Here is an 18,249-nt window from a genome sequence, read left to right on the forward strand (position 1 = left end):
TTATGGTGGCAGAACAGGAAGATCTTTCTGCACAGGTCGAAAAGGGAAGAGAGGGAAAAGCGTCTCTTCCCCAGATTGGTTTTTACCATCTGACACGATCAACTATGGAGGAAGCTCTTCCTGCTCTGCTTGACCGTACCCTCTCAAGTGGGGAACGTGCTGTTATTTATTGTGCCAGTGCAGAGGAAATGAAGCAGCTGGACAAGAAATTGTGGGAAAGCACACAATATTTATGGCTTCCACATGGTGTGCCGGGAAGTGATCATGCTTCCCGGCAACCAATATGGCTGACCTCCCGAAGTGACCTCCCTCCAAACAAGGCAGGTTTCCTCTTTCGCCTTAATGGGGCAGAGATACCCGATTTAAGTAGTTTTAAACGTATTTTTGACCTTTTTGACGGACATGATGAGCAGTCGGTCATTCAGGCCCGTTTACGCTGGAAATTATTTAAAGAACAGAGTTATGACCTTGCCTATTGGAAGCAGGAAGCTAAAGGCTGGCGGCAGGCGGGATGACGGGAACCATGTGGTATCGTGATCCTTTTCTGATTTACCTGATTGGCCTTCTGGCAGTAATCTGGGGCAAGCAGCTTTTTCTCTTTTTTAAAAAAGGAAACCTCAAGGACAGGGGAAGTCTTTATACGCTTTTCTCATCTCTTGCAGCTTGTTTTAGCCTGTTTTCGATAGGTTTGTTTTTTCAGGTTTTTTGGCTTGGTGTGTATCTTGCTTTTATAAATTGGCAGAACGTCCGTTACTCGCCTTTGCCTTATAGCATGATTGCCTTACTGTTTTTTGGGCTTTATCCTTCAGTCTGGAGCATTTTTCCTGTCATAGCGGTCTTATTCTGGCTGGAGGCTGGGAAAGGAAAACCTGTTTGTGATGAAGCTGGCATATCCTATATTCTGGTCATAGGATATGCTTTCAAAAATGGTATTAGTGACTCATTTTCCTGGTTTTTAGGCGTTGCGATTCTGGCTCTTCTGGTCATTTTATGGAGTATTTACAAACGCTCTGAAAAAAATTTTCCTTTTCTGATACAATTTTGTGCTCTGATACGGTCCTTATTGCTGGTTGGGCTTTTGCAGATTGCTCTTCATGAGACGCTATATGGCTGTGCCCAGATTGCCTTCTGTGCTTTGTTGCTGGATGTTACATGCCAGGTTGGTGCTTCATGGGGGCCGCAATGGCGTAGTCTTGCGCTGGCATTTCCGCTTTTGCCGGGTTTTACGGTATTATGGCTCGGGCTTCATGCTGCTCTTCTGATTGCCGGTTCGCACAATTCCCAGACTTTGCTGGGTTTGGCATTGGGTCTTGCGATTGGATCATTATCCATTATTGAAACAGTAATTGTTGTGGTAACGCTTCCCCCCCTGCGGGTAGATGGCTCTTTTATGACAGTGACTGCCATAGTTTCATCTGTGCTGCCAGCCCTTGCTCTATGCCTTGCACCGCATGATGGAGGGGTCACTTTCCTGCGTTATGATGAAATGGGTCAGTGGGTTCGCTCTTGGTATGAAACAGGAACAGACGCAGCTTTTTTACTTCAGCCATTGCTTTGGGTTTTATGGACTATTATCTGGTTTTTATTTATTAATCCGCGTCTGACATGGCATAAGCCCTCCATATTCCTCTCATGTCCCTTAGCAGTGAAAGTAAAATTCAAAGAGTTTTTTTCCCTTTCCTTGCCCCGTTTCTTTAAACCGCATCATTCTTTGACAAGACACGTAAGTCTTCTGAAGCGCCAAGGCAGAGTGATCAGACTCTCTTTAAATGACTGGTGGGATGGACAGCCAGATATCAGTCTGTTCGTCTGGTTGTGTGCCATGGCGTTCCTGTTTCTGATGATTGGGTTATCATCATGACCGGTTCAAGTCCTATATTCAGCTTTATAGCAGGTTGGGGGGCGGAATTATCTATTCTATTGGTTCTGATGCCTTTGATGAGTTGGCTGGTTGAAGCAGCACCTGTTTTCTGTTCTGGGCAAAGAGGATTTCCGCTTCGCTTGAGTTATAAAAGGGCTTTTGATTTCGTAGAGCAAAGCTGCAAAAGGGGAATGGATCTCAAGGAAGGCTTGTGCTGTGCTGCTCTGGCCTTGGTATTTTTATCATTACCTGGTTTTTTTATACCGCATATCCTTTTGCAGAAGATTCCTCTCAATCTCCTTTCTGATCCCCTTTTGACAGGTACAGCCCTCTTATTGGTCAGATTCTATTTAATGGGTGATAATGCCCTTCCTGTGACAATATGTGGCGCATTTACCCTTCTTTGGATGTATCTTCTGCTTTTGTTGATGGCGCCTCATCATTACGGTCTTTTTACATTACTGAAGCATGCAAATACATCTTTAGATGGTGTCTCGATGGCCTCTTTACTGGCTTTAATCATTTCTGTTCCTCTTCCCATGGCTTCTGAATTACGGCGTGTTCCGTGGAATGAAGCAGAGTTCAGAAATTATGACCGCTTTGGAATTGACCGGAAATATGGGTTGCTTATCTTTTTTCAGGCAATCTGGCTTATGTTCCTGAGTGACTTAATCGTGTTTCCTGCCAAAGCAGGAGAATGGACTGGATTGTCTGAAAGTTTTTCAGAAAGTTTTTTCTGGCGGGTGTTTCTTGTCATAACGGGGATTACAGTCTGCCGTCTGACAAAAATGGAGAGAAACTTTCACTGTGTCGTACTTTTTTGGGGGTTAGGACTTTTATTTGCCCTGTCAGGACGGTTGGGATCGTGAGCTTCGGATTTGCCCTGAATTTTGTGTTCCTTTTTCTGTCACTGGGAAAAGGTGCAAAATGGCTTGCTTTTTATGGAGCTTCCTGCGCCGTGACAGTAGCAATGGTCGGAAGGGGTGCGTTATCAGGCCCAGTCTTTTTCATGCTTTTATTTCTCAATGGTTTTGCCTGGTATTTCCTGAATGATTTTACAGATCGTGATGAGACTTATGGTTTCAAAAAGCTGACATTTCTGATGTCCATTATCCTGATGGTTGCTTTTTTACTTATTGTTGCCCTGGGCGGGGCTGGTATGGGCGGCGTATCAAATCTTGTATTAGGTCTGGTACTTGCCAGTCTCTGTGTTGTAGCTAGTGGTGGCCCATTAGTGCAGTTCTGTGGGCTCCTGATGGCGGTTGATGGCCTCATGATGGAGGCGGTTATGCTGTCTTCATGGCCACTTTGCCTGACAGCGCTCGGTTTATGGTGTGTTATGACTGTGCTGGGTACTATTTTACTGCCCCGCTTAGTCTGGCGGAAAAGTGAGGATTTCTGATGTTTTCCTCTTTTTCGGCAATTTTACCCTCTATCGGGCTTTTTGCTGTTTTATGTTGGCCTTTTCTGGTTGCCTGGCTTTTATGGGCGTCGCGGCGGACAGGTCGTGTGCATAGCCTTGCAATCGCAGGGGCAGTTATGACAGTCGGAGCTTTATGCCTGTTTCCTTCAAGGCTTGATATATTGGGGAAAGTCTCTGTCGGGCTGGCAGGCTTTCTTCCCCTGATATTTTTTTATTTTGCGCCGCATTATTCATCAGGAGCAGATGGCAGGACAGAAGAGCTGGAAGTTATGGCAAGAGGCGAGCGCCTGCCATTTTTGATTACTGGCTGTATCTTGATGGCGCTGAGTTTGTTTTCTGCTTTGCTGGCGAGCCTGTTTATTGGGGCGGGCTGTGTTATCCTTGCTTGGTGGGATGGTTTATCTCCCCGCAGGGCCATGGCTGCATGGTCCATGGTCAGACTCAGATTATGCGGTGTTATTCTCGCTGTTTTAGGCGCTGCTTTATTACAGGTGGCAGCAGGCCCCGCAGAGCAGCTTCTTAAAACCCAGTGGGGACTGGTTTTTCTGGTCATTGGGTTGGGTATGATGGCAGGTCTTGGGAGTATTACAGGGCAGAAGTCCTCTTTTGCCTTACTAGATTCAGGGCTGCGCTTTGCAGCTTTATGCCTGATGGTAAGACTTGGCCATTATCCCCTCGCTCATGGGATTCTTCTGGGGGCAGGGTTGATTGGACTGATATTCAGTGCTGTGATTAGAGAGCGTGCTGGAGCCTTTCTACCCTTTCTGGCAGCTTTGGCGACGGTTGCTGCTTCAACGCAATCCTCGGTGGCATTTTTCATGTTAATGGTTGCAGCCTTTGGAGGAATCGGTTTTCGGCGGGAAGAAGAGCGCATAAACTCTTCTGTTATCCCCCTGATTTTTGTAGCGTTACTATTGATAGGGCAACATCTTTCACCTTTCTCTATGCTTGTCTTGATTATTTTGGCAGGGCTGAATTTCAGGTCACTGTCACATGTCTATTTTTGCGACATGTTTATGAAAAAGGACCGGTATTTTTCGCTTAAAGAGAGTTTAATCCCCGTTATGATGCTGGCTATAAGCCTTGCGGGTCTCTCTCTGGGAGGACAGTCATTTCCTATTAGGTGGCATCCATGAGTGAAATGATGGCCTTTTTGCGCTCCAAACCGCGTGCGGGACTGTTTCGCTATATTTTGGAGCCTGATGAGTGGGTCAGGTTTCTGACTCTGACAAAGCGTCCTGTGCCTCTGCTGGCGGCGTGGGCCGATGAGCAGAAAGCGACAATCATGCTCCTGGAGGGCGAACGGCCAGTTCTGGTCAGTACTGCCCTGGAGTTGCGGCGTTATCACGCTTCTTCAAGTCTTTATCCAGTAGCCGCATGGGGTGAACGCATAGCGCGTGATCTATGGGGGGTGGAAGCCCTTTATGCTACAGAGGATGCGCCCGCTCTTGATGACGGAAGCTGGTCTAAAACCTGGCCTCTATCAAGGGATATGATCACAATAGAAGGGACTGGGCTGACTGAACCACAGGAGCCTTATATCGCCCCTTGCTGTACCGGACTCTCGGGATTGTTGGGGTTTGAATATGGTCTCAAGGCAGGGCATATTGAAAAAGTAACCCCCTCTCTGGCTCCCGCACACCGGGGCGTTTTGTCGCAATTAAAGGGTATGACGCCTCAGGAAGCTCTGCCTTTGATATCGAAAGTCAGTGCAGGGGGGTTTATTGCTCATCCAGTAGCGTTTTTACGGGCTCTAGAACAGGCTTATGGTTTTTATCCTGTGCCACATGAACGGGATACCCGTTTATTATTGCTAGAAATTGAGCGGGTTAGTCTTCATCTTTTTGATCTTTCCCAGACAGCCCGTTTCGTTCAGGCGGACTTATTTGCAACACAATGTGATCAGGTGCGCGAAATCATAGCCTCTCTTTGTGAAGCGTATGGATTTTCCCGTCGCTTGACAGAAATCATAACACTTGATGAAAAAAAGCGTGAGACCATGGAGATTGTTCCTTTGGTGCAGGCTATCAGAGAGGCTGTAGACACAAAGCTTGCGCTTATTTCTGATCTTTATCCTCTTTATGAGGACCGTTTCAAAGGGTTAGGTTTTTTGTCCAATGATACAGCCTGGCATTATGCTATTGGCGGCGTGACGGGTCGGGCCAGTGGCCGTTATATTGATATGCGTCGGGGCGATGTTGGGATGAGGGTAGAGGTTTTGCGTTCATCTGGGGGGCATGGAGGTGATGCTCATGGACGTAATGTGCAGCGTCTTTCTGAAATCAGGGATTCCTTAGCTTTAATGGATGAGATTATTGCAAGTTTTGCTCTTGAGGATGAAACGGCATTATTCAGCGCGACACAGGAGGGGCTTGGGGTTGTTGAGACAGCGAGAGGTGATCTTTGGTATTGGGTAAACCTTAAAGAGGGGCGTATCGAAACAATCCAGATCCGGGATCCTGCCTTACCTGTCCTGACTGCATTTGGAGAAATTTTTCACGGCGCCCTGCCAGAGCAGGTGCCTGTTATCCTGGCCTCTCTGGGGTTTTCATCGGCTGGTCTGGCATTATAGGAGCATTGGGCAATGTCTTCACATCTGACAGCTGTGACGTGGCTACAGGCTTTATGGGATGCCCGGCAGTTTAAACTTTCTCAGCCAGAAAAGAGAAAAGCGTCTTCATTGATCCGGCTTTATGCTCTCGAAACGGGAAGCTGTGAAGGCTGTGCCATGGAGCTGAAAACACTGGCTGGAGGTGCTTTTTCTCTGAAAGCCAACGGGTTTGAATTTGTCGCCATGCCGGGCGAAGCGGACTGGCTGTTAGTGACAGGTGCTGTAACCAGAAGCAATGCTGGCACTTTGCTGGAAGCATGGCAGTCCATGCCAGCCCGTAAAATGATGGTCGCTGTTGGGGGATGTGCTCTCAATGGGGGCCCTTTTACAGCTTCTTACGCCGTATTAGGGGGGGTTCAGTCTCTGAGTCGTCATTATCAAGTGATTAAAGGCTGCCCCCCTGCACCACAGGATATATTTCAAGCTTTGGGCATATTGGCGGAAGAAGTCTGGGGAGACTCTTCCTCAGTTGTCAGAGCGGCAGAGTGAGTCTCTTCGGCTTCCTTGCGTAAACGCCAGTAGGAGCGGCGGGAAAACGGTAATAAGCATAAATAGAGAAGCCCGGCTCCAGCCAAAGCTGCCCAGGGAGCTGCGACTAGGAAGGCAGCATAGAGGCCTGTGCCTAATAATAAAGGCAGGATTGCAGGTGACGGTACCTTAAAGTTTTTGAAAGACCAGACAGGCAGGGTAGAGACAAGCAGACAGGCGACCAAAATCAGACAGGATGCCACGAGATATGGCGAGTGAGAAAAAGCCTCAATCCTGCCCCAGCCATTATGATGCGCTTCCAGACCCAGAAAAACAGGGAAAAGTGCCATACCTCCACCAGCAGGTGCTGGAACACCAGAGAAAAAACCCGCAGCGTAAGAGGGGGTATCGTCATCAAGGGCTGCATTAAAACGTGCCAAACGCAGAGCCATGCAGACTGTGAACATTACACAGGGAATGAAGGCAAAGCGTTCAGTAAAAGGAAGACCCCACATTGAAAGGACAATAGGAGGTGCTACTCCAAAACAGACAAAGTCAGAAAGGCTGTCAAACTCAGCGCCAAAACGAGAGGTTCCTTTCAGCATGCGGGCAATACGTCCGTCCAGTCCGTCGATGCAGGCTGCAATCAGCAAAGCGATGACAGCATGCTGGAAATTATGAAGGAACGCGAATTTGATTGCATTTAATCCTGCACAAAGGCCCAGCATGGTCAGAAGATTGGGAATCAGCCTGTTGAAGGAAAGTCCCCTGATCCGAGCACGCCGTCTGATATGGCGAGATGTTTTGTTACTGTATTTTGGTGCTGGGGAGGAATCGTTTGCAGCCATATAAAGTTGCCGATGTTGCAGTTACAGATGCGCTATAATCGTTTCCCCACCAATCATGGTCTGGCCTTCTAGGACACAGGGGACAACATCGGGTGGGAGATAAATATCAGTGCGGGAACCAAAGCGGATTAACCCGAACAGATCACCGGCTTTCAGTGTATCGCCTTCATGAGCCTCACAGAGAATCCTGCGGGCAATCAACCCAGCAATCTGTACAACGGCAACCTGACGGCCATCCTGCATGGTAACGCGGAGCTCATTGCGTTCATTTTTCTCAGATGCCTTGTCCAGACTGGCATTAAGGAACTGGCCTTTATGATAGGCGATTTTCGTCACTTCGCCGCTGACAGGCATACGGTTGACATGGACATCAAGCACAGAGAGGAAGATTGAAACCCGCCAGACCGGAGCTGACCCCATTTCCAGCGCAGCGGGGGGGGGGACTTGCGCAATCCCTGTCACACGGCCATCAGCCGCCGCAATAACGAGCTTATCCCCCTGGGGTGTCACGCGTTTGGGATTACGGAAGAAATAGGCACTGAAAGCCGCAAACCACAGGCTGGCACACCCTAAAACCTTGGTAAAACGCCAAGGAGTTACCTTCCCTGTCACAGCCCCCAATATTCCCCCTATAATGAAGGGAAGGCCGGCAGGGTGTGGCCTTGAAATAACAAGTTTGAGGGATTTTAACAGGGACATGGCAATCAGGCTCTCAGTAACCTGCCCGTTCACAGAAGGGCAGCGGGTCAGTCTTTATGTGATATATAGAATATTAAGGGAATAGCCTTTTAAGGGGAGTATTGCAAATGCCAGTGAAAATTGAGCCAATCAGTATCCTTAAGGATAATTATGCGTGGCTTTTATATTCTTCAAAATCCGCATTGCTTTTCGATCCGGGGGAAGTCGTACCAATTGAGCAAAGACTTCAGAATAGGAAACTGACAGCGATCTTTATAACCCATCATCATGGAGATCATATGGCAGGGGCTACTCGTTTGGGTGAGATATATAAGGCCCCAGTTTATGGCCCGGAAAATTGTAATCCTACTTGCGGTCATGCGTTACAAGGGGGAGAAGTGTTTGAATTTGAGGATATTACCCTCAGGGTTCTTGCCTCTCCAGGTCATGCAAAAGGGCACCTTACATATTATAACCCGCAAATTCCGGCTTTAATAAGCGGTGATGTGCTTTTTAGTGGTGGTTGTGGGCGTCTTTTTGAAGGAACGGCATCAGAGCTTTTTAAAAGCATTAAAGCTTATGATGCCCTTCCTGATGAAACGCTCTTATGTGCCGGGCACGAATATACACAAGGAAATTTGGAATTTATTAAATCACTCCCGCCCTCAGTTTCTTCTGTCGATCATAAGGTTTTTCAGGAAAGGGAAGAAGAGGTCAGAAAGCTGCGACTAGAACAGAAACCAACCCTGCCTGTACCCTTAGGAACAGAGCGGGCCTATAATCCGTTCATCAGGGCAAAAACATCAGAGGAATTTGCTTATATCAGAAAGCTGAAAGACCAGTTCTGAAGGTCTGTGTTGGCAGGTAGCACTCTCAGTGCTCGTTTTAAGGCCTGATCGAAACAGGGTGGCTCTTTCTGTTTTGATCAGGCCAGTCTATGAGAAGCGTTATAATTACGGCAGAGAATCAAGCCCGATATCCAGGGCTTTTACACTATGGGTGAGCCAGCCGAGTGAGAGCACATCAACACCAGTTTCTGCGATAGAGCGCGCTGTTTCAGGTGTGATGCCGCCTGAAGCCTCAGCAATGGCACGGTGATCGATCATTCTGACAGCCTGTCGCAGCGTATCGGGGCTCATGTTATCAAGGAGATAAGCATCAGCAATACTGACAGAAAGAGCTGTTTCAAGTTGTTCAAGAGAGTCAACTTCAAGCTCTATCTTCATAAGGTGGCCCGCTCTTTGTCGCGCAGCTTGTAGGGCAGCGATAAGGTCACCTTCAAAAAGGGCAATATGATTATCTTTTAGCATGATAGCATCATCAAGGCGGTGGCGGTGATTGCTTCCTCCTCCTGCACGGACGGCATATTTTTGCAGGGCCCTTAATCCTGGCAATGTTTTGCGTGTGCAACAGATATCTACAGGACAACCTTCAACAGCTCTGACAATTTGTGCTGTGGTGGAAGCAATGCCACTTAAATGTGAAAGCAGGTTAAGGGCAACACGTTCACCACCTAACACTGCCGCAGCAGGACCTTCAATAGTGGCAATCACATCGCCTGGCGTAATGATATCGCCATCACGTCTCAGATAATGGAAATGCACGTCCTGATCGAGAAGCTGGAAGGCCAGGCGTGCTCCGGGAAGCCCAGCAACGACACCGTTTTGCCTTGCTTTGAAATAGGCTTTCAAGCGTTTTTGTGGTCCTGCTAGTAAAGACTGTGTTGTGACGTCACCCCCTGTGCCGAAATCTTCGAGTAATGCTGTCCTGATAAGGGGTTCCCATAAGAGATCAGGGAGGAAAAGCGTTTCAGTCATGATGCACGAACTCCGTACAATTGGGTAAATCACTGATCGTAAAGCTTTGTCTTTTTGCAATGGTTTGTGTTTCAGGATAGTCACTTCGCCAGTGCCCCCCGCGTGACTCCTGACGTTTGAGTGCCGCTAAGCCGACAAGGGCGGCTGTCAGAGCACAATCATTAAAGGGCGCCAGGGGAAGGATGTGCTCAAGAAATTGGCTGAGACCTGTTGCATCACGGATGATTCCCAGGTGACGTTCCATGAACGCATTTTCTGTCCAGCCGGATGAAGCGAAATAGGGAATCGAGGAAGATTGCATTATGGAAGTTGATTGCAGAAACAGGCCCTGAATATCTTCTGCGACCCATTTTCCTGCTACCAATGCTTCAAGCAAGGAATTGCTTGCCAGACGATTAGCACCATGCAGGCCAGTACAGGCAATTTCACCACAGGCCCAGATGCCATTCACTGATGTCCGTCCCCGTAAGTCTACTTTAAGCCCGCCCATATGATAGTGCATGGCAGGTTGAACAGGGATCGGCTGCGTGTCCGGGTTAATGGCTATCGCGCGGCATGATTCCGTAATTCCGGGGAAAAGCGTGCTGAAACGTCCTTTTGGTAGTGACATTGCCTGAAGGAACACTTCATGTCCTTGGCTGATTTGTGCTGCGATTGCACGGCCTACGACATCACGTGGAGCGAGTTCATTGACAAAGCGTTCTCCTGTTTCTGTGGTGAGGAGCGCCCCAGCACCGCGCACAGCTTCACTAATAAGAGGCAGGCGGCCAGTCAGAAGAGGGCTTCGAAGGGCAGTGGGATGAAATTGGGTAAATTCCAGATCTATTGCCTCCAGACCTGCCCGTAAGGCTATTCCTAAAACATGCCCTTTATTCGCCAGAGGAATGGTTGTGTGATGATAAAGGCCCCCTATGCTGCCAGCAGCGAGAATGCAGCATGACGTAGCGATATAGCCTGCACTGGTCCAGATTCCTCTAAGGCTGCCTTCCTGAACATCAAGTCTTAAAAGACGGTGGGGGGAAAGATGATGGATGTTGCTTCGCATCCGGGCCTGTTTCAACACACTTTTCATGATGCTTGCCCCGGTGCGGTCCCCCCCCGCGAAAACGATCCGGGGATGTTGATGTGCTGCTTCCAGGTGCAGGGCCAGTCTGCCTTTATCATCATGTGCCAGAGGGACGCCCCAGTTTAAAAGGGTCTTTACAGCTGACGGTCCTGCTTCAGTAAAGGCTCTGACGGCGGTTTCGTCGCATAAGCCTGCGCCTGCCTTCAACGTGTCTTCAGCATGGCAGTGAGGGCTATCCCCCGGCCCTATTGCCGCGCACATGCCTCCTTGGGCCAAGTGGCTGGAGGTCAGCTCTGCCTGAGCATCGGGTGTGACGATCAGACAAGGTTTGTCGAGATGTAATGCCGCAGAATAGGCGGCAAGTCCCCCTCCGATAATAATCGGCCAGTCTTTATAAGCCTCAAGGATGGCAAGAGACTGGCTCACACCTGCAACATCCGTTCAACAGCGCGGCGGGCAGGAGCCTGCAAGTTGGGATCAATTGTTACTTCAGGGGAGAGTGTCTCAAGTGATCGTCTGATGTTTTTCAGGGTGATTCGCTTCATATGCGGACAGAAATTGCATGGCCCTATAAATTGGGTCTGAGGATAGAGGGCTGCTAGATTACGCGTCATGGAACATTCCGTAATCAAGAGAACTCTTTCCGGTTTTTTCTCAGCGACATAATGCAGCATCTCAGCAGTGGAGCCAGACATATCAGAGGCAGCAACGACCTCTGGGCTACATTCCGGATGAGCAATGACGGTTACAGGGGCAAAATTTTTCCGGTAGGTAGCAATCTCTTCTGGTGTAAACTCTCTATGGACTTCGCAATAAGCAGGCCAGGTATACATTTTGATACCTGTTTCTTTTTCGATATTACGGGCCAGATTTTCGTCTGGGATCATAATAACTTCTGGCACACCAAGACTTTCAACGACTTTGCGTGCATTTCCCGAGGTGCAGCAAATATCGGTCTCAGCTTTAACGGCGACAGTACTATTCACATATGTGACGACAGGTACACCAGGATGTGCAGCCTTGAGGGCACGCACATTTTCAGCCGTAATGCCTTCAGCGAGGGAACATCCTGCCTTCAGATCAGGGATCAGAACCGTCTTTTCTGGGTTCAGCAATTTCACGGTCTCTGCCATGAAATGCACACCGGCCATAACCACGACCTGTTCTTTTAGGTTCTGTGCTTCACGGGCCAGTGCCAGGCTGTCTCCCTTAATATCGGCAACAGAGAGGAAAATTTCCGGTGTCTGGTAATTATGGGCCAGAATAACGGCATTACGTTCTTTTTTAAGTCTTTGGATCGCTTCTGCGTCTTCTGCATAATCGGATTCCCACTTTTTGGGTGAAATTGATCCGGTCATGGAAAGGAAAGAAGCGGCGGAAGAGGGTACCGTGTTATCTCGAAGCATCGAGTTGTTCCTGAGAAAAAATCATGTAGGGGTATTTATACTCAACTTGAGTATAAGATAGGGACAAAAAAACAAATAACCAGATATAAAAAGATATTATTTTTCTTTGAGGGGCAAATTAGCACCAGCGAGGTAACAACTCACATCACGTTTTTGGCAAAAGCGGTAAAAACGCGCCGGGCGACCAGGTGATGATCCTTTAAAATGGTTGGTTTCCTCCAGTAATTTCTGATTAAGGACCAGCCTTCTGAAATTTGATTTATGAATCAGTCTGCCTGTGACAGTTTCCATCGCATGCTGAAGCTGATTGAAAGTAAAAATGTCGGGGAGGAAGCTGAAAATCATAGCGCTGTAACGTACTTTACTGCGGATTCGTGAAAGGGCCGTTGCCAGGATGCGTCTATGGTCATGCGCCATGGGTGTTCCGCTGAAAGGTTTTGCCTGCCCGCAGGCAGACTCGCCAACGAGACCTGCCTCCCATAGGAGTTCGTAACGATCAAGAACCTTTTCATCGTCCCAGCCATTATTCTGTAAGCCAAAATAATGATGAATCCGCGCCATTTTTTGCGGGTGATTATCTGCCCATCTTATGAGTTGCTCAGTCAGTTCTGTCAGGGACGCGGCATTTCTTCTGGAACGCCGGTCTTCCCAAGGAAAATAATTATAAAATGATTTGAGTGCATTTCCTTCATCAGATAAGGCTGGTGAAATGGCGAGATAGGAAATGCTGATAAGGCGCCGTGCAGCGCCTTCTGCCGTCTGGTCAGCGAAAGTATAAAGCTGTTCCATGGTATGGATCGAGCTGCATCCCGTCAGTTTCGCGGCCCAATGATGAAAGCCGCGCTGAAGTGAGGCGCGTTGTGCATCAAGAGGACCGGAAGGCAGGGTATTTTCATCTCTTACCAGAACCATAGGCGCTGCATGTCCCAATGTTACGAGGATGGCAATTAGGTCAACTTCGCAAAGCATTGAGGACATAGGAACGTTTTGAAACCTTTATGGAGCGTTGGAGGCCGCATTGTTAGCGTCGGCAAATAACTGGAAGAGCGGTTGAAGACTGCCCATATCAAGCTTTTCCATTTTTCCATTCCTCATAGAGGCAGATATGACCAGTGGTTTTTCAGCATCATCATGATCGCTCCTTAGGAGTTTGTCTAATAACGCTTCAGAGAAGGGGGAAATTTCTTCTCCTGTAATTGCTTTGCCAAAATGATGATAGGTTGATTTGATTAAATCACGCCATGCATCAACCTTAAGTGTAAGTTCACCTGATTTTGTGTCTGGCGAGAATTTACCTGACAGTGCAATGGCCGGTATGGGAGATTTTTCCTGTGTGTTCTTATCATGCGATGTTGAGGGGAGAGCCATTGAAGGGAGCTGAAAACTGTAATCCTGCAATGTAAAGGCAGGGTTATGTGAGTCCTGAAGAGCGTTAAAAGCCAAGTGCATATGGCTGATCTCAAGGTTTATGGGGCTGCCAGGATTATGGATGAGGGTTTCAGCACGTTCAGCAGAGGCGTCTAAGGCGAGTGAAGCGGACTGGGGGTCTGTCCCTTCATTGTTTTTGACGATACCTTTAATCTCATGAAGCGTTAATGTGTTGACGGGAATATCATTTTTTTTGAGGTCGAACTGGATCTGCTGGAGAGAAAATGGTACTTTTGCCCCTTTATTACGGGCTCGATCTGTCGGTTTATAAAAACGCACATTTTCTAGGAAAATAATGGCTGTATAGGGTTCATCTGATATGGCGATGACATTTTTACCGACCAGGGTAAAGGGCACAGCATGATAGCGGGTAAATCCCTTGAACCAGTCTTCCCATGTTCCTCCGATACGTGTAGCTGTGCCGAGAAATGAAACAAAGGGTTCCTGTTCTGTCTGGCTGAATTGAGGAGAGTCGATTTTAACCCATGCACCAAAGGGCCATCCACCTCTTTTGGTAATCTCGAAACGAATTTTCTCTCCATTTGAACGTGCCTGTGCCTTGATGGCTTCTACCTGATGGGTCATGCGATGCTGAAGTTGAAAATAGGCAACGGAATCAATGATCAGAAGAGTCGCAATGAGAGCGCTAATAACACCGGTAAGAATAAAAAACTTCAATCTGGAAGGTGCGTCTTTTTGATATTCTGTATTGTTCGAATAATGATCTTCCATAATTTATCCCCAGTTCTTATTAAGTGCTTGTAATAACTAAATTGTGTAGATGGAAAATTATAGACCTATTTGTCAAGAAGATTCCTGAAAGATAAATTGTTAATCTCTTGGCAGAATTCTGCGGCTTTTAAACGCCCTAAAGAAAGGAGCATAAAGAGGGCTTTTTTGTTGTAGACGGCAGATTTTACACTGGTTCCTGAGTTCCAGGTTTTTTTATTATTTTTGAGTCCACAGAGTTATCCACAGGATAATAGGCAATATTGTGGGTTTTGCACAATTCACTCCATGCAAGATCAAGGGTTGTGATCAGTTCTCGTCCTTTTGTCGGGGGGAGGGCTTTCCCGATGGCAACAATTAAGGTGCCTGGATATTTGCGCCAGGGAGAGCGGGGCCAGAAAAATCCAGAATTGGTTACAACGGGAATGACCGGTCCTTCTATCTGCCTAGCGATAGCAACAATTCCGTTCTGGATAGGTGCTTTTACACCAGGAAGTGTGCGTGTTCCCTGGGGAAAAAGAATAATCTGTCTGCCGTCCTTCTGTGCCTCTGAGGTGGCATCCATCATATCTCGAAGTGCTTGTGAGCCTCCCTGTCGATCCACGGCAATCATACCGCTTAGAAGGAGCATGGGGCCAACGAAGGGAATGCGCGTAAGTTCTTTTTTGATAATATAGGCAGGGTATGGAACAGTATTCATCCATATAAACCCATCAAAAAAAGACTGATGCTGGGAAGCAATCAGGCAGGGACTATCAGGGAGGTTTTCACGTCCTCTTATCTCGATTTTAATAGAGCAGATATGGCTAAGACCCCACAGAACCGCACGAGACCATGTTTGTGCATAACGCAGGGCAAGGTTTTTCTGATGGAAAAAGCGTATAGGGAGTGCTCCCAACCCCATCGTAAGGGTCAGAACTAGCAGGTAAAGATTAAAAGCGGCACCACGAAGAAAGCTCATAATATCTCCTGCATGAAGGGAATGTCATCATTTTGGGTTTTAGAAAGAGGCCCTGATTTTAAAGAAAATTTCGCAGGATCACACCTGTAAATTTTATATATTCCCCGCAGAGAATTTTAAAGCGGTTCAATGTAAAGACCTGTTCGGGATCGGATGAAAGGACCCTATAGGGAATGAGCTGTAGATCAGGTCCGGCTTTTCGGAGTTCAGCTAATGCGCGGGGCATATGGTAGGCGGAGGTCACGATTAAAAGGGTATGGCTATGATTATGCATCACCCATTCTGCTGTTTCCTGAGCGTTTCCTATCGTGCTGAGGGCGCGATGGCCTAAGGTAATGTGGGTATATAAACTGGTAGGGAATAAAATGTTCTCTGTGCTGTAGAGAAGCTGGTGCAGCCCGGTTTTAGCGTCTACGCCAGAAATGAGCAGCTGGGCTGAAGGATTTTTCTCTAGAAGGGAAAGGGCTGTTTTAACCCTGTCCTTTCCTCCCGTGAAAACGACAATATCAAAATTGCCCGATGGAGGCGTCACAGGAGGGGCAGAGTGCCTGGTGACGGAATAGGAAAAGAAAAGGAAACCGGAGAGATAGAGCGCCGACAGGCTGAGCATGGCCCATAACAGATAGGTGGAGAGTTTGGGCTTCGTTGCCTGATTATTCATAAAAGCGCCTTGAAGGGTGCCGAAGGAAACAGGCGGCTAGTCCCCATCCGACCAGGCAGTTCAGAACAGGCCATAAAAGCAGGGAAAAAGTGAGGAATGGTCCAAACGGATTATGAAAAAAAATATTATCCAGACGGTCAGGTTGAGTGGGAAGGTGCATGAGAGGCCGTAAGATGGATGTCATGATATTGAGGAAGGGTACCATAATCATGAGACCTGCGTAACCGCCTGCCAGACAGCGCCACCCTATCTGACGTTGCAGGCTGCGAAAAAAAATCTGCTCAGAGCAACCGCTATGGAAAAGGATTTTCAGGCTGGTAAGATGTTTTTGCCAGCCGTGGGAAAGAGATAATATGAAGCTCAGAATAAAGACTGCTTCGCCTGTCAGAATAAGGAACAGTGAAACAAAATTCCCTGCCAGTTGAAGAGGACGAAGAATGGAGGAGAGTCCCTGTGTGACATCAGGGGGAAAAACGACCATCGCATCTGGAAGTTTCCGTCTGACAAGTTCTTCAAGATCCTGCTGTTTGCCTTCATAGGGAAAGCTGACGATCAGAGGGAAAGGGGCTGTCCATGAACTGCCCCATTGTGACATGAGGTGTTTCATTTCGGCCTCTGTCATGATTTTTACATCTCGTATTTTCGCGTCATTACGCAGAAGCTGGAGAAGGATTTCTTTCGGAGGTAAAGCATCTGCCTGCTCTGGAGGGGAGGCTTGTGGCAAAGTGATAAGGACACGATGAGCCAGACGCTGTTGCCAGTTTTTGACAAGAATATGGGTGCCAACCGTAACATTCAGCCCTGAAGCGGTGAGTAAAAGAGCCAATGCTGCAAAAAAAGGAAGAAAATTCGAGCAAAGACGGGGGATAAGGGGGGGAAAGGTTTTGAGTGCTCTCATTACACCTTGATTTCACCGGCTTTGAGGATCTGGAGAAAAAGGCCTTTCTGTCGAACGGGCCTCCAGCTCATTATGAATACTGCTGCCGAGGCTGGGGAGGGTTATAAGAGGGGCTGGCAAGGCTTTGATAATGTCTGTTGTATCCGTAGCGGTAACGATAATGGTCCTGCCGGAACGGATCATATCTTTTAGCAGGATCATGAGTTTATTACGCAGGGCGGGGTTTATGCTCAGAGCCAACTTGTCAATGAGCAATAAGGCTGGTCTGATGATAAGGGCACGCGCAACGGCTAATTTCAGCCTTTCTGTATGTGAAAGGTTTTTGGGTAGTGTCTGTGCTATATTGTCCAGCCCCAGCCATCTGAGGATGCTTGTCGTATCCCGCAGGATGGTTTTTCTGTCATAGTGATTAAGACGCATAGGGAGGGCGACATTATCAAATAAGGTCCAGGTTTCAATAAATTCCGGCTGGTCGGCGATATAACCTGTGCGGGCCCGTAAGAGCGACAGGGTTTTGGGTGGGAGCTTTCTGTTAATCTCAAGGCCGAACATACTGAGAGAACCGGACGTAAAGTTACGTTGCAGGGCGAGGATATCAAGCAAGCTTGTTTTTCCGCTCTCAGGTGGTCCTGCAAGCCAGTAATGAGCACCACTTTCAAGGCGAAGAGAGAGTGTCTGCTGCTTTTGCGGATGATAATCCTGCGAAAGGGGTAAGGTCAGATTGCGCAGCTCGATCATAAAGTCGTCGTCAGCAAGGCGGAAAGCGGAGCAGAATGGCTATTAGAGGCGGCGTCCCAGCCACGTGGCGGCTGTTGCACAGAAGGCAGCTGCGGCCATGAGAAGGAAACCGTCAAAAATCAATCCATGTGGCGTGATGATATGTCCCATAAATTCCAGTTGTGTTGGGACAGACTGGGTAATATGGCCAACCAGGTCTTTTGTCTGGGGGTCGTTACTAACAGTTGATACATTTTTACTTACAACTCCAATCAATGCGGGCAAACAGCTCCAGCCGAAGCCAATAATCAGGAGCAAGGGGGCAAAAAGCTCGCAAATCTGGAGTAAAAAACAGAAAGAAAAATGGAAAATAGCCCAGAGTGTCGTTCTGAACCCTGTCAGGATGAAAGATCCAGCGGTAGGGGAATGAGGATGAGATGGCAGACGAGGAAAGGAAGAACCAGACCCAGAAGGTTGAGTCATACGTTCGGGCTTTGATGTCGTCTGTTGAGATGAAATCTGGTCCATAAAGAATATATCCTGACCTTATCCATAAGGGCTTTATATCACAAACCCATCATTGTTTCTTAATGATGGGTTTGTGATTCTAGCGCAGTTATAGTTAACTGCAAGTTCTATGAGCTCGTTCTTATCTCTTGCCTGGTAGATAAAGGGGT

At 47.8% G+C, this 18,249-nt stretch carries 20 protein-coding genes; 8 read left to right on the forward strand and 12 right to left on the reverse strand.

Features of this window, described 5'->3' with window-relative positions; genetic code table 11:
- The first annotated feature begins 2 nt into the window (after positions 1-2).
- The 7 genes from AC3B6P_RS04530 to AC3B6P_RS04560 are packed head-to-tail and all read left to right on the forward strand — an operon-like array spanning position 3 to position 6,384.
- Complete coding sequence (locus AC3B6P_RS04530) at positions 3-515, forward strand: DNA polymerase III subunit chi (RefSeq protein ID WP_489804932.1); 513 nt, start codon at positions 3-5, stop codon at positions 513-515.
- Complete coding sequence (locus AC3B6P_RS04535; RefSeq protein ID WP_489804933.1) at positions 512-1,861, forward strand: hypothetical protein; 1,350 nt, start codon at positions 512-514, stop codon at positions 1,859-1,861. Before AC3B6P_RS04530 ends, AC3B6P_RS04535 begins: the two co-directional genes overlap by 4 nt.
- Positions 1,858-2,730 (forward strand): hypothetical protein, encoded by an 873-nt coding sequence (locus tag AC3B6P_RS04540; protein ID WP_489804934.1) that lies wholly within the window; start codon positions 1,858-1,860, stop codon positions 2,728-2,730. Before AC3B6P_RS04535 ends, AC3B6P_RS04540 begins: the two co-directional genes overlap by 4 nt.
- The gene (locus AC3B6P_RS04545) at positions 2,727-3,263 is read left to right on the forward strand and encodes a hypothetical protein (protein ID WP_489804935.1); all 537 of its coding nucleotides are present in this window, start codon (positions 2,727-2,729) and stop codon (positions 3,261-3,263) included. Before AC3B6P_RS04540 ends, AC3B6P_RS04545 begins: the two co-directional genes overlap by 4 nt.
- Complete coding sequence (locus AC3B6P_RS04550; protein ID WP_489804936.1) at positions 3,263-4,420, forward strand: hypothetical protein; 1,158 nt, start codon at positions 3,263-3,265, stop codon at positions 4,418-4,420. The genes AC3B6P_RS04545 and AC3B6P_RS04550 overlap by 1 nt, the downstream gene beginning before the upstream one ends.
- Entirely contained in the window at positions 4,417-5,856 is a 1,440-nt protein-coding gene (locus tag AC3B6P_RS04555; RefSeq protein WP_489804937.1) for an NADH-quinone oxidoreductase subunit D-related protein, read from the forward strand. The genes AC3B6P_RS04550 and AC3B6P_RS04555 overlap by 4 nt, the downstream gene beginning before the upstream one ends.
- Before the next feature lie 12 nt (positions 5,857-5,868).
- Positions 5,869-6,384, forward strand: coding sequence for an NADH-quinone oxidoreductase subunit B family protein (locus tag AC3B6P_RS04560; RefSeq protein WP_489804938.1), 516 nt, complete (start codon positions 5,869-5,871; stop codon positions 6,382-6,384).
- On the opposite strand, the gene AC3B6P_RS04565 is transcribed toward AC3B6P_RS04560, so the two are convergent.
- A complete protein-coding gene (locus AC3B6P_RS04565; protein ID WP_489804939.1) occupies positions 6,315-7,211 on the reverse strand; it encodes a CDP-alcohol phosphatidyltransferase family protein in 897 nt (298 codons plus the stop codon). The two genes, AC3B6P_RS04560 and AC3B6P_RS04565, sit on opposite strands and share 70 nt — an antisense overlap.
- Before the next feature lie 21 nt (positions 7,212-7,232).
- Positions 7,233-7,910: a phosphatidylserine decarboxylase gene (locus AC3B6P_RS04570; RefSeq protein WP_489805545.1), complete on the reverse strand. Its 678-nt coding sequence runs from the start codon at positions 7,908-7,910 to the stop codon at positions 7,233-7,235.
- A 107-nt stretch (positions 7,911-8,017) separates the two neighbouring features.
- On the opposite strand from AC3B6P_RS04570, the gene gloB reads away from it, so the two are divergent.
- Positions 8,018-8,737, forward strand: a complete 720-nt coding sequence (gloB, locus tag AC3B6P_RS04575; RefSeq protein ID WP_489804940.1) for a hydroxyacylglutathione hydrolase — start codon at positions 8,018-8,020, stop codon at positions 8,735-8,737.
- A 105-nt stretch (positions 8,738-8,842) separates the two neighbouring features.
- Here gloB and nadC read toward each other — a convergent pair whose 3' ends face one another.
- The 10 genes from nadC to AC3B6P_RS04625 all read right to left on the reverse strand — a co-directional run bounded on the left by nadC (position 8,843) and on the right by AC3B6P_RS04625 (position 18,100).
- Entirely contained in the window at positions 8,843-9,706 is an 864-nt protein-coding gene (nadC, locus tag AC3B6P_RS04580; RefSeq protein WP_489804941.1) for a carboxylating nicotinate-nucleotide diphosphorylase, read from the reverse strand.
- A complete protein-coding gene (locus AC3B6P_RS04585; RefSeq protein ID WP_489804942.1) occupies positions 9,699-11,198 on the reverse strand; it encodes an FAD-binding protein in 1,500 nt (499 codons plus the stop codon). Before AC3B6P_RS04585 ends, nadC begins: the two co-directional genes overlap by 8 nt.
- Positions 11,195-12,130, reverse strand: a complete 936-nt coding sequence (gene nadA, locus AC3B6P_RS04590; RefSeq protein ID WP_489805546.1) for a quinolinate synthase NadA — start codon at positions 12,128-12,130, stop codon at positions 11,195-11,197. The genes AC3B6P_RS04585 and nadA overlap by 4 nt, the downstream gene beginning before the upstream one ends.
- A gap of 144 nt (positions 12,131-12,274) precedes the next feature.
- On the reverse strand, positions 12,275-13,156 hold the full coding sequence (locus AC3B6P_RS04595) for an NUDIX hydrolase (RefSeq protein WP_489804943.1): 882 nt from the start codon (positions 13,154-13,156) through the stop codon (positions 12,275-12,277).
- An 18-nt stretch (positions 13,157-13,174) separates the two neighbouring features.
- Complete coding sequence (locus AC3B6P_RS04600) at positions 13,175-14,338, reverse strand: hypothetical protein (RefSeq protein ID WP_489804944.1); 1,164 nt, start codon at positions 14,336-14,338, stop codon at positions 13,175-13,177.
- 184 nt (positions 14,339-14,522) lie between these two features.
- Complete coding sequence (locus AC3B6P_RS04605) at positions 14,523-15,296, reverse strand: lysophospholipid acyltransferase family protein (protein WP_489804945.1); 774 nt, start codon at positions 15,294-15,296, stop codon at positions 14,523-14,525.
- A gap of 58 nt (positions 15,297-15,354) precedes the next feature.
- Positions 15,355-15,957, reverse strand: a complete 603-nt coding sequence (locus AC3B6P_RS04610; protein ID WP_489804946.1) for a YdcF family protein — start codon at positions 15,955-15,957, stop codon at positions 15,355-15,357.
- Entirely contained in the window at positions 15,950-16,855 is a 906-nt protein-coding gene (locus AC3B6P_RS04615) for a hypothetical protein (protein ID WP_489804947.1), read from the reverse strand. The genes AC3B6P_RS04610 and AC3B6P_RS04615 overlap by 8 nt, the downstream gene beginning before the upstream one ends.
- 12 nt (positions 16,856-16,867) lie before the next feature.
- Positions 16,868-17,593, reverse strand: a complete 726-nt coding sequence (locus AC3B6P_RS04620) for an ATP-binding cassette domain-containing protein (RefSeq protein ID WP_489804948.1) — start codon at positions 17,591-17,593, stop codon at positions 16,868-16,870.
- 42 nt (positions 17,594-17,635) lie between these two features.
- Positions 17,636-18,100, reverse strand: a complete 465-nt coding sequence (locus tag AC3B6P_RS04625; protein ID WP_489804949.1) for a hypothetical protein — start codon at positions 18,098-18,100, stop codon at positions 17,636-17,638.
- Positions 18,101-18,249: the final 149 nt, after the last annotated feature.

It is taken from the genome of Aristophania sp. ESL1142 (genome assembly GCF_058107345.1).